The sequence below is a fragment of the Rhizobium sp. PP-CC-3G-465 genome (assembly GCF_004343445.1).
Classification (GTDB): Bacteria; Pseudomonadota; Alphaproteobacteria; order Rhizobiales; family Rhizobiaceae; genus Ferranicluibacter; species Ferranicluibacter rubi.
Window position 1 is genome coordinate 356,791 of record NZ_SLYH01000003.1, and the last position, 14,661, is coordinate 371,451.

Consider the following 14,661-nt stretch of genomic DNA (forward strand, 5'->3'; position numbering starts at 1 on the left):
TCGCCGATGGATTTCGCGCTCCGCAAGGTCGCCTTTTCGGATCTGCCCGGCTGGACGAGCGACGATCCATCGGATCTCCTGCCGGCACTCCGCCGGTGCCGGCATCATGTCGAGACGGTCAAGCCCCACCGGACCGGATCGCTCGGCATCTCCTCGCACGATCTCATGCCCGCCTATCGCGCTGCCGATGACGTGGAAGCGCCAGATGCCGCTGCATCCCGCGCCTTCTTCGAGGCCAACTTTCAGCCCTTCGCCATCGAGCGCCAAGACGGAAAGCCGGGCTTCGTCACCGCCTTCTTCGAGCCGACCGTTGCCGTCAGCCGCGAGCGCACCACTGAATACGTCTTTCCCTTCTATCGCCGGCCAGACGATCTGGTCGATCTCGATGCGACCAACCGCCCGGCATCGCTGGACGAGAGCTTCGCCTTTGCCCGAAGCGTAGAAGACCGGATCGAGGAATATCCCGACCGGCGCGCGATCGAGACCGGCTGTCTTGCAGGGCGCGGGCTGGAGATCGCCTTTGCCCGCTCGAAGACCGACGTCTTCTTCGCCCATGTCCAAGGCGCGGCGCGCCTCATTTTTCCCGACGGTTCTTCGAAGCGCATCACCTATGCCGCCAAAAGCGGCCACCCCTTCTCGGCCATCGGCCGGCTGCTGATCGACCGTGGCGAGATCGATGCGGCGACCGTGTCTATGCAGTCGATCAAGGCCTGGCTCGATACGCATCCTGAGGAAGCCGATACCGTGATGTGGCACAACCGCTCCTTCATCTTCTTCCGCGAGGCCGCGGTCGATGATCCCGCGCTCGGACCCGTCGCCGCCGCCAAGGTGCCCTTGCAGGCGGGACGCTCCCTGGCGGTTGATCGCCTGATCCATACCTTCGGCGTGCCGTTTTTCATCGCAAGCGACAGCTTGGCCCGTATCGACGACGGCCGTCCGTTTCGCCGGCTGATGCTGGCCCTCGACACCGGCACCGCCATCATCGGTCCGGCCCGCGGCGATATCTTCACCGGGTCGGGCGACGAGGCCGGCGAGCGGGCCGGCGCGGTGCGCAACGAGGCGGACTTTTTCATTTTGATTCCGAAGGCGGCAGCGGCAAGATACGAGGCATGACGAGGAAGAAGACGCTTTCGAGCGAAGACCGCATTCTCTGGGGCAAGGTCGCCCGCTCGACGCGCGCGCTCCCCGGACGCATGGAACTGCTCGCGCTCTTCGAAGGAGAGGAGGCGCCGCCGAAGCCCACAGAGCACTTGCCCGTTCCCGCAGCGAAGGTGACGCGCGCGCCGGCGCCCGTCGCCAAGGTCGAAACGCCGCGACATCACCAGCCGCTGGAAAAGCCGGTCAAGCGCAAGCTCGCCAAAGGCCACCTGCCGATCGATGCCCGCATCGACCTTCACGGCATGGCGCAGTCGGAAGCGCATGGGCTCCTCTTGAGATTCATCACGCGGGCGCACGATCACGGCCTGCGCCATGTTCTTGTCATCACCGGCAAGGGCACGTCGATGGGCAGCGAAGGGGCATTGAAGCGCGCGGTGCCTCTCTGGTTCTCCCTGCCGGATTTCCGTTCGCTGATTTCCTCCTACGAGCCCGCTGCCCGTAATCATGGGGGCGAAGGCGCTCTCTACGTTCGCCTGTCGCGGCACGGCGTCTCGCGGCATGGCTCCGGCTACACCGCATGACGCCCTTCGGTGAGGAGATGATCCGCCTGCGCGCCGAGCGTGGGGTGACGCAGAAGCAGATGGCGCAGGCGCTCAATGTGTCCGCCGCCTATCTCTCGGCGCTGGAGCACGGAAGGCGCGGCACGCCGAGCTTCGATTTCCTCCAGCGGGTTGCCGGGTACTTCCACATCATCTGGGACGAGGCGGACGCTTTGTTCGCGCTTGCGGCGCAGTCGAACCCGCGCGTCACCGTCGACACATCAGGTCTTCCCCCGGGCCATACGATCCTTGCCAACCTCCTGGCGGCCCGAATCCGGCATCTCCCGGACCAGACGGTTGTGGATATCACGCAACTTTTGGACAATGCGCAGAAGGGTGCTAAAGATAGTTCCTGAAACCCTCTCCGGCAAAAGAGCCTGGCGATCTTGCCTCGGGAGCTGCGAGACAAACGGAAGAACCCATCCCCCGATCCCGCTTTCGCCGGATCGATTTCAAGTCCCGTTTCTGGCCCGCAACCATCTGTCAGATTTGGAACCGGACCCGGAAATGCTTATATTCAGACGATTGCCAACAAGCTGATTCGCCCTCCCGGATTCCCGCATGGCCCGGATTCTCGTATGGCAAGCGTCCGAAACGACGCCGTAACAATGGAAAGACCCGACCTCTATGACCGAACTGCCTGATGCTGCAACCGGCGCGAATGCCGAATATGGTGCCGATTCGATCAAGGTTCTCAAGGGTCTCGATGCCGTGCGCAAGCGCCCGGGCATGTATATCGGCGATACCGACGACGGATCCGGCCTGCACCATATGGTCTATGAAGTCGTTGACAACGCGATCGACGAAGCGCTGGGCGGCTATGCCGACCTCGTGACGGTGACGCTGAATGCTGATGGCTCCGTGACCGTGACCGACAACGGCCGCGGCATCCCGACCGATATCCACAAGGAAGAAGGCGTGTCCGCTGCCGAGGTCATCATGACCCAGCTGCATGCGGGCGGCAAGTTCGACCAGAATTCCTACAAGGTCTCCGGCGGTCTTCATGGTGTCGGCGTGTCTGTGGTCAATGCGCTCTCCGTCTCGCTCAAGCTGAAGATCCGCCGCGCCGGCAAGGCCCATGAGATGAGCTTCACCCATGGCGTGGCCGATGGTCCGCTGCAGGTGACCGGCGACAGCGGTGGCACGACGGGAACGGAAGTCACCTTCCTGCCGAGCACGGATACCTTCACGCAGGTCGAGTTCGACTATGGAACGCTGGAGCATCGACTGCGCGAGCTCGCCTTCCTCAATTCCGGCGTCCGCATCGTTCTCACGGACAAGCGGCACTCCGACATCAAGCAGGAAGAGATGATGTATGACGGCGGCCTCGAGGCCTTCGTCGTCTATCTCGACCGCGCCAAGAAGCCGCTGGTCACGCGACCAGTCTCCATCCGCGGCGAGAAGGACGGCATCACCGTCGAGGTCGCGATGTGGTGGAACGACAGCTACCACGAGAACATGCTCTGCTTTACCAACAACATTCCCCAGCGCGATGGCGGCACGCACATGGCTGGTTTCCGCGGCGCACTGACGCGCCAGGTGACGTCCTATGCCGACCACTCGGGCATCACCAAGAGGGAAAAAGTGACGCTGCAGGGCGAAGACTGCCGCGAAGGTCTGACCGCCGTCCTCTCCGTCAAGGTTCCCGATCCAAAGTTCTCCTCGCAGACCAAGGATAAGCTTGTCTCGTCCGAAGTGCGCCCGGTGGTCGAAAGCCTCGTCAACGAGGCGCTCAGCACCTGGTTCGAAGAACATCCCGCCGACGCGAAGATTCTGGTCGGCAAGGTGGTGGAAGCTGCTGCTGCCCGCGAGGCCGCCCGCAAGGCGCGCGAGCTGACCCGCCGCAAGGGTGCGCTCGACATCTCCTCGCTGCCCGGCAAGCTTGCCGACTGCTCGGAGCGCGATCCGTCCAAGTCCGAGCTCTTCCTCGTCGAAGGTGACTCCGCCGGCGGCTCCGCCAAGCAGGGACGCTCGCGCGAAAACCAGGCCATTCTGCCGCTGCGCGGCAAGATCCTTAACGTCGAGCGCGCGCGCTTCGACAAGATGCTCTCCAGCCAGGAAATCGGCACGCTGATCACGGCGCTCGGCACGTCGATCGGCAAGGACGAGTTCAATGCCGACAAGCTGCGCTATCACAAGATCATCATCATGACGGATGCCGATGTGGACGGCGCCCACATCAGGACGCTGCTGCTGACGTTCTTCTTCCGCCAGATGCCGGAACTCATCGAGCGCGGCCACCTCTACATCGCCCAGCCGCCGCTCTACAAAGTTACGCGCGGCAAGTCGGCCCAGTATCTGAAGGACGAGAAGGCCTTCGAGGAATATCTCATCTCGATGGGCCTGGAAGAGGCACGCCTCGAGCTCGGTTCCGGCGAAGTGCGCGCCGGGCAGGATCTGCGCGAAGTCATCACCGATGCGCTGCGCCTGCGCGCGCTCGTCGAAGGCCTGCATTCCCGCTACAGCCGTTCCGTCGTCGAGCAGGCGGCAATTGCCGGTGCGCTCAATCCGGAACGCCTGCGCGACGACGAGAAATCCGCGGTCATCGCCCGCGAACTTGCCGAGCGGTTGGATCTCATCGCCGAGGAAACCGAACGTGGCTGGAGCGCGGAGATCGCCGGCGACGGTGGCCTGCGGCTCGAGCGCATGGTCCGCGGCGTAAAGGAACTCGCCTTCCTCGACATGGCGCTGATCGCCTCGCAGGATGCCCGCCTGATCGACCAGCTGAATGCCAAGCTGCACGACATCTACGCCATTCCGCCCGTGCTGCGGCGCAAGGAAGGCACGCAGGAGATCAGCGGCCCGCGCGCCCTGCTCGACGCCATCTTCGCCAGCGGCCGCAGGGGCCTCTCCATGCAGCGCTACAAGGGTCTCGGCGAGATGAATGCCGAGCAGCTCTGGGAAACGACGCTCGACCCGAACGTCCGTTCGCTGCTGCAGGTCCGCGTCAACGATGCGACCGATGCCGACAGCCTGTTCTCACGCCTCATGGGCGACGAAGTCGAGCCGCGCCGCGACTTCATTCAGGAAAATGCGCTGAACGTGGCGAACCTCGATATCTAACGGAATACTCTTTCCAGAGTTTCAAACCGAAAAGCCCTCGCAACCAACCGGCTGCGAGGGCTTTTTCATGTCGATCTCATGCTTTGAGATCGACGCCGATCAGTCGGCCTTGAAGCTGCCGTTGAAGGCGAGTTCGGAGAGCGGACGGCGGGGGCTCGGGGTTTCCCGCGCCTGCAGGCCTTCCGGTAGGACCGACTTGTCGCCGACCCGGCCGATCGCAACGCCGGCTTCGACGCGGTAGCCTTCGGGAATGCCAAGGATCTCGGCAGCCTTGTCGAAGTGGATGCCGGTCATGCCATGCGCCTGGTAGCCCAGCAGCATTGCCTGATGGGCGATGGCGCCCCAGGCCGAGCCCGCATCGAAGCTATGGCTGTAGGACGGCTTGGATTCGGTGGAGCCCGGTGCCGTAAAGTGCGTTTTGGAAATGATGATCACCAGCGCGGAGGCGGACTTCGCCCAGCTTTGGTTGAAATCGTTGAGGATCGGGAGAAGCGTGTCCCATTCCGGCGTGCCGCGCAGCGCGTAGGAGAAGCGCCAGGGCTGCGAGTTGAAGGCGGATGGCGCCCAGCGGCCGGCTTCGAGAATCGTCAGAAGCTCCGCTTCGCCCATCGTCTCGTCCTTGAAGGCACGGGGCGACCATCGGTCGAGAAAGCTAGCTTCGATCGGATGGTCTGCCTGTCGGAAATTGCTCGACGTGGTCATGGTTCTGGTCCTTCGAGTGGATCGGCCGCTGTGCCAGCGGTTGCCGATGGGAAAAGCATGGGCGCGACGGAGAGCGCACTGCACCATCTAGTAAGTCCGTGCCATTCCCGACAAGATGCTTTCAGCGAATAGAGTGTCTTCACCATGGAGACGATTGCCTGATGCCCTATCTGAGAAAGGGTGAGTGCGAGAAGGAGAGCGACGTGCCGGCACCGATCAACCCATTCAAGGCGGCGCTGAACGAGCGACGCTTCCAGCTCGGTTTCTGGGTGGCGCTGGCCAGTCCCTATGCCGCCGAGATTCTCTCCGGCAGCGGCTATGACTGGCTGCTCATCGATGGCGAGCACGCCCCGAACGACATTCCCTCGCTCGCAGCGCAGGTAAAGGCGCTGAAAGGCTCGCAGAGCCATGCGGTCGTCCGCCTGCCGGTGGGCGAGACATGGATGATCAAGCAGATCCTCGATGCCGGCGCCCAGACCGTCATGATTCCGATGGTGGAAACCGTCGAGGAAGCCGAGCGGCTGGTGCGGGCTGTGCGCTATCCGCCGCGCGGTGACCGAGGCGTTGGTGCAGCGCTTGGCCGGGCCTCCAGCTTCAGCCGCATCGGTGACTATCTGGAAACGGCGGATCGCGAGATCTGCCTGATCGTGCAGATCGAGAGCCGGGCGGGTTTGGCGGCTCTCGACCGGATCGCCGCGATCGACGGCGTGGATGGATTGTTCATCGGCCCGTCCGATCTCGCGGCCGATATGGGCCTTCTCGGGCAGCCGGGCCATGCCGATGTCACGGCAGCCATTCGCGATGCCTTCGCGCGGATCGCCAAGGCCGGCAAGGCGTCCGGCATCATGACGCTGAACCTCGATCAGGCAAGGTTCTATCGTGAACTCGGCGCGGACTTCATGGCGATTGGAACGGATGTGACGACGCTCGTGGAAGCAACGACCCGGCTGCGTCTGCAATATCAAGGCGATGAAACGTCCCATACCACAGGATCGTCCGGGTATTGATAGGGCTTATCGACTTGTCAATGCCTTCGGGCGCACACTTCGTCGAGGAATGAGGGAGGATTTCAAGATGATAGCAGAGGAAGGTCTTGCGACAGTTTCGCACCGGCCAACCGTGATACTCTAACGCACTTGCCGCACTGCACAATAAAGCGTAGCCTATCATATTAGAGGAATATGAAACGGAGACTTTACGCCAGAACTGTCTCCGCTCATGGTAAAAAGGAGTTTGTATCCAATGTTTTACCAGTTCTATGAGCTGAATCATGCGATTATGGCCCCCTGGCGTGCCGCAGCCGACGCCATGCGTCTGGCCTATAGCAATCCGCTCAACCCGCTGTCGCAAACCTATCTCGGCCGCACCGCAGCAGCCGGTCTCGAAGTCTTCGAACGCTCGACCCGCCGCTACGGTAAGCCGGAATTCGGCCTGCATGAGACGATCATCGACGGCCAGCCGATTTCGATCGACGAGAAGATCGTCTGGCGTCAGCCCTTCTGCAATCTCATTCATTTCGAGCGCGTTCTCGAAAAGCCGGCCCGGTCCGATCCGCGCGTCCTGATCGTCGCCCCGATGTCCGGTCACTATGCGACTCTTCTGCGCGGCACCGTGGAAGCGCTGCTGCCGACGTCCGACATCTACATTACGGACTGGATCGATGCGCGCATGGTACCCCTGACGGAGGGGACGTTCGATCTCGACGACTATATCGAATACATCATCGAGATCCTGCATTTCCTCGGGCCCGACACGCATGTCATTGCAGTCTGCCAGCCGGCGGTTCCCGTTCTCGCCGCCGCCGCCATCATGGAAGCCCGGGGCGATGCGCTCTCGCCGGCCTCGATGACGCTGATGGGCGGGCCGATCGATACGCGGATCAACCCGACCGCCGTCAACAAGCTCGCCAAGGACAAGCCGATCGAATGGTTCCGCGACAATGTCGTGATGCCTGTTCCCTTTCCGCAGCCAGGCTTCATGCGGCCGGTCTATCCCGGCTTCCTCCAGCTCTCCGGCTTCATGTCGATGAACCTCGACAGGCATATCAATGCCCAGAAGGAATTCTTCGACCATCTCGTCAAGCATGACGGCGATGCAGCGGAGAAGCATCGGGAGTTCTACGACGAGTATCTCGCCGTGATGGATCTGACCGCCGAATTCTACCTGCAGACCGTCGATGTCGTGTTCATGCAGCACGCTTTGCCGAAGGGCGAGATGATGCATCGTGGCGAGCGGGTGGATACGCACGCGATCCGCAAGGTGGCTCTGCTGACGGTCGAAGGCGAAAACGACGACATCTCCGGCGCCGGGCAGACGGAGGCGGCACAGACCATCTGTTCCAATATTCCGGACCATCTGCGGATGCATTACGTGCAGCCGGATGTCGGACATTACGGCGTTTTCAACGGTTCGCGCTTCCGTCGGGAAATCGCACCGCGCATCACCGCCTTCCAGCGCGAGCACGGCCACAAGGCTACAGCCGTCAAGGTCATCAAGGGTGGAAAAACCGCTTGAGAGCGGAAAAACGAACGGAAACATCAAAAAATGGTGAGATCGGGCAAGCCCTTGCCCGATTTTTGGTCGCATCGTCTTGTGATGGAATGGACCTGTTCCCACATCGAAGAGAGCGGGTTCGACGATCGAACCCCTCCATAGATGAGGACCAATCCCCATGAATCAGAATGCCTTGATCCGTCCCGACTGGACGCCCGCGACCATTGCGTTGATGGTTCTCGGCTTCGTCGTTTTCTGGCCGCTCGGTCTGGCCATGCTTGCTTACATCCTCTTCGGCGAACGCCTGAAATCCTTCAAGCGCGACGCGAACGCTTCCGTCGATACCGTCTTTTCCACCTTCAGGGGCGGCTTCGGCGGCTTTGGCAAGACGGGTTTTTCGCGCGGCACGTTTCGCGCCGGCAATACCGGCAACGTCGCTTTCGACGACTGGCGCGAAGCCGAACTGGCGCGTCTCGATGAAGAGCGCCACCGTCTGGACGATATGCGCGAAGATTTCGACGCCTATGTCCGCGAGCTGCGCCGCGCCAAGGATCAGGACGATTTCGACCGCTTCATGCGCGAACGTAACAACCCGTCGAACGGCCCGGTCACCGGCTACACCGGTAACTGATCCTCGACGCGCCGTGTGACCTCAGGCGCGCTTTGACGAAGAACAGGCCGGCCTTTCCTTTGCGGGGAAGGCCGGCTTTTTCATCTCCAACTTGCGGCATAAGGCCCGCGAATCATCTATCAGGAACCCATGTTTCCTTTGCTGCTCAAGCCTGTCCGCCGGAAGAAGCCGGTCGCAACTGTCCGGCCGGTGACGAAGACCGTCGTGAAGACGCTGACCGTCGATGGGCGGCCGCTTCCCCTGACGATCCGGCAGAACCCGCGCGCAACACGGATGACGCTGCGGATCGAGCCCGGCGGCCGCGCTCTCAAGATGACCATTCCCACCGGCCTGCCCGAACGCGAAATCACGCAGTTTCTCGACCGTCATCAGGCGTGGCTGGCCAGCCGGCTGGCACGCTTCTCCGGCGAAAGCGTGCTGGAGGAGGGCGGCGTGATCTTCGTGCGCGGCGTGGCGCATCGTATCGAGCGCACGGGGCGGCTCCGGGGTGTGACGGAAAGCGTCATGGTCGATGACGAGGCGGTTCTGCGGGTCAGCGGCGCGCCGGAACATCTCGGCCGGCGCATCGCCGATTTCCTGAAGAAAGAAGCCCGCAAGGATCTGGAGCACTTGGCACCTGCCCATGCGCTGCAGGTCGGCCGACGGATCAAGTCGCTGACGTTGCGCGATACGCGGAGCCGCTGGGGCTCCTGCGCCGTGGATGGCGCGCTGAATTTCTCTTGGCGTATCGTTATGGCGCCGCCTTACGTCATCGATTATCTCGCCGCCCATGAGGTCGCTCACCTCAAGGAAATGAACCACGGCCCGAACTTCTGGGCACTCTGCGAGCGCCTCTGCCCGCGCACGGCCGACGCCCGTCACTGGCTGAAGCGCAACGGCACGCTGCTGCACGCCATCGACTTCACCTGATCGCGTCCTTCGACAACGGCGCGGCCCCTTGTTTTGGCTCGACTCGCAGGCCGATTCATGCAAATGCGGTGCCTTATGACCATCGATGTCAAGATCTGCGGGTTGAAGACCGCCGAAGCCGTCGACAAGGCGGTTGCCTTGGGCGCGAACCATGTCGGCTTCATATTTTTCGAGAAGAGCCCGCGCAATATCGAGCCGGACGATGCCGCACGGCTTGCCGACCGGATCCGCGGCCGGGCGAAGATCGTCGCCGTGACGGTGGACGCGGATAACGACACGCTGGACGAAATCGTCTCGTCGCTCGACCCCGACATCCTGCAGCTTCACGGCCACGAGACGGCGAGCCGCGCGCTGGACATCCGGGCCATCTACGGCCGGCCGGTCATGAAGGCCTTTTCGGTGCGCGAGGCTGATGATCTGCGCGCCGTGGAGGCCTATATCGGCATTGCCGACAAGTTCCTGTTCGACGCCAAGGCGCCCAAGGGTTCCGACCTGCCGGGCGGCAATGGTGTGTCGTTCGACTGGACACTCCTCGACGCGCTTGACGCCGAGGTGGATTACATGCTTTCCGGCGGCCTGAACGCCGGAAATATCCGCGAGGCCCTGCAGATGACCGGCACGCGCGCGATCGACATCTCCTCTGGAGTGGAAAGAGCGCCCGGCGTCAAGGATCTCGGGCGGATGGAAGAGTTTTTCGATGCCGTTGCACAGGCTTGCGCAGAGCCTTTCCGGTCAAGGAGCACGACGTGAATCAGACCCCCCTCCCCAATTCCTTCCGTTCCGGCCCCGACGAGGATGGTCGTTTCGGCATTTTCGGCGGCCGCTTCGTTGCGGAAACGCTGATGCCGCTGATCCTCGAGCTTGAAGCCGAATGGGAGAAGGCAAAGACCGACCCCGCTTTCAAGGCCGAGCTGGAGCATCTCAACACCCATTATACCGGCCGTCCGAGCCCGCTCTATTTCGCCGAGCGGCTGACGGAGGAGCTGGGCGGCGCGAAGATCTACTTCAAGCGCGACGAACTGAACCACACCGGCTCGCACAAGATCAACAACTGCCTCGGCCAGATCCTGCTTGCCAAGCGCATGGGCAAGACCCGCATCATCGCGGAAACCGGTGCCGGCCAGCATGGCGTGGCGACGGCAACCGTCGCGGCCCGCTTCGGCCTGCCCTGCGTGGTCTACATGGGCGCGACCGACGTCGAGCGCCAGTCGCCGAACGTCTTCCGCATGAAGCTGCTCGGTGCCGAAGTGCGCCCCGTGACAGCCGGTCACGGTACGCTGAAGGATGCCATGAACGAGGCCCTGCGCGACTGGGTCACCAATGTGGACGACACGTATTATCTGATCGGCACCGCCGCCGGCCCGCATCCCTATCCGGAAATGGTGCGCGACTTCCAGGCCGTCATCGGCCGGGAAACGCGCGAGCAGATGCTGGCCATGGAAGGCCGCCTGCCGGACATGCTGATTGCTGCCGTCGGCGGCGGCTCCAATGCCATCGGTCTCTTCCATCCGTTCTTGGACGATGCCAGCGTCAAGATCGTCGGCGTGGAAGCGGGCGGCAAGGGTCTCGACGGCGAGGAGCACTGCGCTTCGCTGACGGCGGGCTCGCCGGGCGTTCTCCACGGCAACCGAACCTACCTGCTGCAGGACAAGGACGGACAGATCAAGGAAGGCCACTCGATCTCCGCCGGCCTCGATTATCCCGGCATCGGGCCCGAGCATTCCTGGCTGAAGGATGCCGGCCGCGTCGAATACGTGCCGATCATGGACCATGAGGCGCTCGAAGCCTTCCAGCTTCTGACCCGCCTCGAGGGCATCATCCCCGCGCTCGAGCCGAGCCATGCGCTCGCCGAAGTCATCAAGCGGGCGCCGACGATGGACAAGGACCAGATCATCGTGATGAACCTCTGCGGACGCGGCGACAAGGATATCTTCACCGTCGGCAAGCTGCTCGGAATGGGACTGTAAGAACATGAGCGCACGTTTCGACAGGACCTTCGCCAAGGCTGCCGCCGATCACCGTCCGGTGCTCGTCACCTACATCATGGGGGGCGATCCGGATTTCGACACTTCCCTGTCGATCATGAAGGCACTCCCCTCTGCCGGCGCCGATATCATTGAACTCGGCATGCCCTTTTCCGACCCGATGGCCGATGGCCCGGCGATCCAGCTTGCCGGCCAGCGCGCCCTGCGCGGCGGCCAGACGCTTGAAAAGACGCTGGAGCTCGCCCGCCAGTTCCGCAAGACGGATACGGACACGCCGATCGTTATGATGGGCTACTACAATCCGATCTACATTTATGGCGTGGACCGGTTTCTCGAAAACGCGCTTGTCGCTGGCATCGACGGCCTGATCGTCGTCGATCTTCCGCCGGAAATGGACGACGAGCTTTGCTTGCCCGCCCTCAAGAAGGGCATCAGCTTCATCCGGCTGGCGACGCCCACGACGGACGGACGGCGTCTGCCCAAGGTTCTCGAAAACACCTCGGGCTTTGTCTATTACGTCTCCATGAACGGCATCACCGGTTCGGCCCTGCCGGAGCCGGCACTGGTTGGCGGCGCCGTGGCGCGCATCAAGGAGCATACCAACCTGCCGGTCTGCGTCGGCTTCGGCGTCAAGACGGCGGAGCATGCGCGTGCCATCGGCGCCTCCGCCGACGGCGTGGTCGTTGGCACCGTCATCATCAATCAGGTCGCATCCAGCCTGACCGAAGACGGTCAGGCCACGGGCGCGACCGTTCCGGGCGTCGAAGCTCTCGTTCGCGGCCTTTCGGCCGGCGTCCGGGCCGCACGTCTTGCCGCAGCCGAATAATCGCCCACATTCAGGGCAATGACAGGCTGAACGATTTCAGGAGTTTCATGTGAACTGGATTACCAACTACGTTCGCCCGAAGATCAATTCGATGCTCGGCCGCCGCGAGGTTCCGGAAAACCTTTGGATCAAGTGCCCGGAAACGGGCGAGATGGTATTCCATCGCGATCTCGAGGAGAACAAGTGGGTCATCCCCGCCTCCGGCTTCCACATGAAGATGCCGGCGAAGGCGCGTCTGAAGGACCTGTTCGACGAGGGCGTCTTCGAGACGCTGCCGCAGCCGAAGGTGGCGCAGGATCCGCTGAAGTTCCGCGATAGCAAGAAATACACCGATCGCCTGCGCGACAGCCGTGCGAAGACCGAGATGGAGGACACGATCCTTGCCGGTGTCGGCACCGTCGAAGGCCTGAAGCTCGTGGCCGTCGTGCATGAATTCGCCTTCATGGGCGGCTCGCTCGGCATTGCCGCCGGCGAGGCGATCATCAAGGCCTTCGAGCGCGCCATCTCCGAGAAGTGCCCGCTCGTCATCTTCCCGGCCTCGGGCGGCGCCCGCATGCAGGAAGGCATCCTCTCGCTCATGCAGCTGCCGCGCACCACCGTTGCCGTGCAGATGCTGAAGGAGGCAGGTCTTCCCTACATCGTGGTTTTGACGAACCCGACCACGGGCGGCGTCACGGCGTCCTATGCCATGCTCGGCGACCTGCATCTGGCGGAGCCCGGTGCCGAGATCTGCTTTGCCGGCAAGCGCGTCATCGAGCAGACCATCCGCGAAAAGCTCCCCGAGGGCTTCCAGACGTCGGAATATTTGATGGATCACGGCATGATCGACATGGTCATCAAGCGCCACGATATTCCCTCGACGCTCGCACGCCTGCTGAAGATCATGCTCAAGAAGCCGGTCGATGCGGTCAAGCGGACCGTCGAGCCTGAGATCGTGGTTCCCCCGGCAGCGGTGCCGGTTGCGGCCAGCGTTTAAGTTCAGCGATGACCGTTGCGGCAAGCGAAGCCACGCAGGAGATCGACAAGCTCCTTGCCCTTCATCCCAAAGGCTTTGATCTGTCGCTGGAGCGCGTGACGCGCCTCCTCGACAGGCTCGGCAATCCGCAGGACCGGCTACCGCCCGTTATTCATGTGGCCGGCACCAACGGCAAGGGATCGGTCTCGGCCTTCTCCAGGGCGATCCTGGAGGCGGCCGGTCTTTCGGTCCATGTCCACACCTCGCCGCACCTCGTCACCTGGCATGAGCGCTATCGCCTCGGCGTCAAGGGCGGGCGCGGTGCCTATGCCACGGATGCGGTTCTCGCAGACGCCGTTCGCCGCGTAGCGGCCGCCAATCGCGGCGAGATCATCACCGTCTTCGAGATCCTAACCGCCGTCACCTTCGTCCTTTTCTCCGAGCATCCGGCCGATGTCGCGATCATCGAGGTTGGTCTCGGCGGGCGTTTTGATGCGACGAACGTCATCAAGACGCCGGCGGTAACGACGATCATGCCGATCTCGCTCGATCATCAGGCCTATCTGGGCGACCGCGTCGAACTGATCGCCGCCGAAAAGGCCGGCATCATGAAGCGCGGCTGTCCCGTCGTCATCGGGCAGCAGGAGGAGGAGGCCGCGCGCGACGTGCTGGTCACCACCGCCGAGCGGCTGCGCTGCCCCGTGTCCGTCTACGGACAGGACTTCATGGCGCACGAGGAGTTCGGCCGCCTGATCTATCAGGACGATGACGGACTGATCGATCTGCCGCTCCCCCGCCTTCCCGGCCGGCATCAATATGCCAATGCCGCAGCGGCGATCCGCACGATTCGCGCTGCCGGTTTCGACCCGTCCGATGAGGCCATCGAGAAAGGCCTGATGACCGTGGAGTGGCCCGGCCGCCTGCAGCGGCTGACCAGCGGACGGCTGGCGGAACGCGCACCGAAACGCGCCGAGATCTGGGTGGATGGCGGCCACAATCCCGGTGCCGGCAAGGTGATCGCCGAGACGATGGCAAACCTCGAGGAGCGCGATCCGCGCCCTCTGTTCCTCATCATCGGAATGATCAACACCAAGGATCCTGCCGGCTATTTCCAGGCCTTCTCCGGCCTCGCCGAACAGGTCTTCACCGTGCCGATCCGTGACTCGGATGTTGGTATCGATCCGGCGGCGCTGGCGGAAGATGCAGCGGCCCAGGGCTTCGAGGTCGAGCCCGTCTCCTCGGTCACCGAAGCATTGGCGATCCTCTCGGTCCTGTTCGAAAACCAGCCGATTGCCCCACGCATCCTCATCGGCGGCTCGCTCTATCTCGTTGGCAACGTCCTCGCCGACAATGGCACGCCGCCGCGCTGAAAGACGCCAGCGGAAGAAACGGCATGAAAA

14 protein-coding genes are annotated in these 14,661 nt (G+C 62.9%); 13 read left to right on the forward strand and 1 reads right to left on the reverse strand.

Features of this window, described 5'->3' with window-relative positions; all coding sequences use genetic code 11:
- Nucleotides 1-6: 6 nt before the first annotated feature.
- From C8J33_RS15825 to gyrB, 4 genes are all read left to right on the forward strand, one after another.
- On the forward strand, nucleotides 7-1,113 hold the full coding sequence (locus tag C8J33_RS15825) for a murein transglycosylase A (protein ID WP_132664883.1): 1,107 nt from the start codon (nucleotides 7-9) through the stop codon (nucleotides 1,111-1,113).
- Nucleotides 1,110-1,679, forward strand: a complete 570-nt coding sequence (locus C8J33_RS15830; protein WP_132664884.1) for a Smr/MutS family protein — start codon at nucleotides 1,110-1,112, stop codon at nucleotides 1,677-1,679. Before C8J33_RS15825 ends, C8J33_RS15830 begins: the two co-directional genes overlap by 4 nt.
- Nucleotides 1,676-2,053, forward strand: coding sequence for a helix-turn-helix domain-containing protein (locus C8J33_RS15835; RefSeq protein WP_110801151.1), 378 nt, complete (start codon nucleotides 1,676-1,678; stop codon nucleotides 2,051-2,053). Before C8J33_RS15830 ends, C8J33_RS15835 begins: the two co-directional genes overlap by 4 nt.
- Before the next feature lie 271 nt (nucleotides 2,054-2,324).
- Nucleotides 2,325-4,760 carry a DNA topoisomerase (ATP-hydrolyzing) subunit B gene (gene gyrB, locus C8J33_RS15840; RefSeq protein ID WP_092931121.1) on the forward strand — a complete coding sequence of 812 codons (2,436 nt, stop codon included), beginning with the start codon at nucleotides 2,325-2,327 and terminating at the stop codon, nucleotides 4,758-4,760.
- Nucleotides 4,761-4,859: 99 nt separating this feature from the next.
- Here the strand turns inward: gyrB and C8J33_RS15845 are convergent, their stop codons facing one another.
- Nucleotides 4,860-5,462: a nitroreductase family protein gene (locus tag C8J33_RS15845; RefSeq protein ID WP_110801152.1), complete on the reverse strand. Its 603-nt coding sequence runs from the start codon at nucleotides 5,460-5,462 to the stop codon at nucleotides 4,860-4,862.
- Between the two features lie 203 nt (nucleotides 5,463-5,665).
- On the opposite strand from C8J33_RS15845, the gene C8J33_RS15850 reads away from it, so the two are divergent.
- From C8J33_RS15850 to C8J33_RS15890, 9 genes are all read left to right on the forward strand, one after another.
- Entirely contained in the window at nucleotides 5,666-6,469 is an 804-nt protein-coding gene (locus C8J33_RS15850) for an HpcH/HpaI aldolase family protein (RefSeq protein ID WP_132664920.1), read from the forward strand.
- A 235-nt stretch (nucleotides 6,470-6,704) separates the two neighbouring features.
- Complete coding sequence (gene phaZ, locus C8J33_RS15855) at nucleotides 6,705-7,976, forward strand: polyhydroxyalkanoate depolymerase (RefSeq protein WP_132664885.1); 1,272 nt, start codon at nucleotides 6,705-6,707, stop codon at nucleotides 7,974-7,976.
- A gap of 157 nt (nucleotides 7,977-8,133) precedes the next feature.
- Nucleotides 8,134-8,586, forward strand: a complete 453-nt coding sequence (locus C8J33_RS15860; RefSeq protein WP_132664886.1) for a DUF2852 domain-containing protein — start codon at nucleotides 8,134-8,136, stop codon at nucleotides 8,584-8,586.
- A 129-nt stretch (nucleotides 8,587-8,715) separates the two neighbouring features.
- Nucleotides 8,716-9,495, forward strand: coding sequence for a M48 family metallopeptidase (locus C8J33_RS15865; RefSeq protein ID WP_132664887.1), 780 nt, complete (start codon nucleotides 8,716-8,718; stop codon nucleotides 9,493-9,495).
- Between the two features lie 75 nt (nucleotides 9,496-9,570).
- Complete coding sequence (locus tag C8J33_RS15870; protein ID WP_132664888.1) at nucleotides 9,571-10,245, forward strand: phosphoribosylanthranilate isomerase; 675 nt, start codon at nucleotides 9,571-9,573, stop codon at nucleotides 10,243-10,245.
- The gene (trpB, locus tag C8J33_RS15875; RefSeq protein ID WP_110730334.1) at nucleotides 10,242-11,462 is read left to right on the forward strand and encodes a tryptophan synthase subunit beta; all 1,221 of its coding nucleotides are present in this window, start codon (nucleotides 10,242-10,244) and stop codon (nucleotides 11,460-11,462) included. Before C8J33_RS15870 ends, trpB begins: the two co-directional genes overlap by 4 nt.
- A gap of 4 nt (nucleotides 11,463-11,466) precedes the next feature.
- A complete protein-coding gene (trpA, locus tag C8J33_RS15880; RefSeq protein WP_132664889.1) occupies nucleotides 11,467-12,306 on the forward strand; it encodes a tryptophan synthase subunit alpha in 840 nt (279 codons plus the stop codon).
- Nucleotides 12,307-12,355: 49 nt separating this feature from the next.
- A complete protein-coding gene (accD, locus tag C8J33_RS15885; RefSeq protein ID WP_110730332.1) occupies nucleotides 12,356-13,282 on the forward strand; it encodes an acetyl-CoA carboxylase, carboxyltransferase subunit beta in 927 nt (308 codons plus the stop codon).
- An 8-nt stretch (nucleotides 13,283-13,290) separates the two neighbouring features.
- Nucleotides 13,291-14,631, forward strand: coding sequence for a bifunctional folylpolyglutamate synthase/dihydrofolate synthase (locus C8J33_RS15890; protein ID WP_132664890.1), 1,341 nt, complete (start codon nucleotides 13,291-13,293; stop codon nucleotides 14,629-14,631).
- Nucleotides 14,632-14,661: the final 30 nt, after the last annotated feature.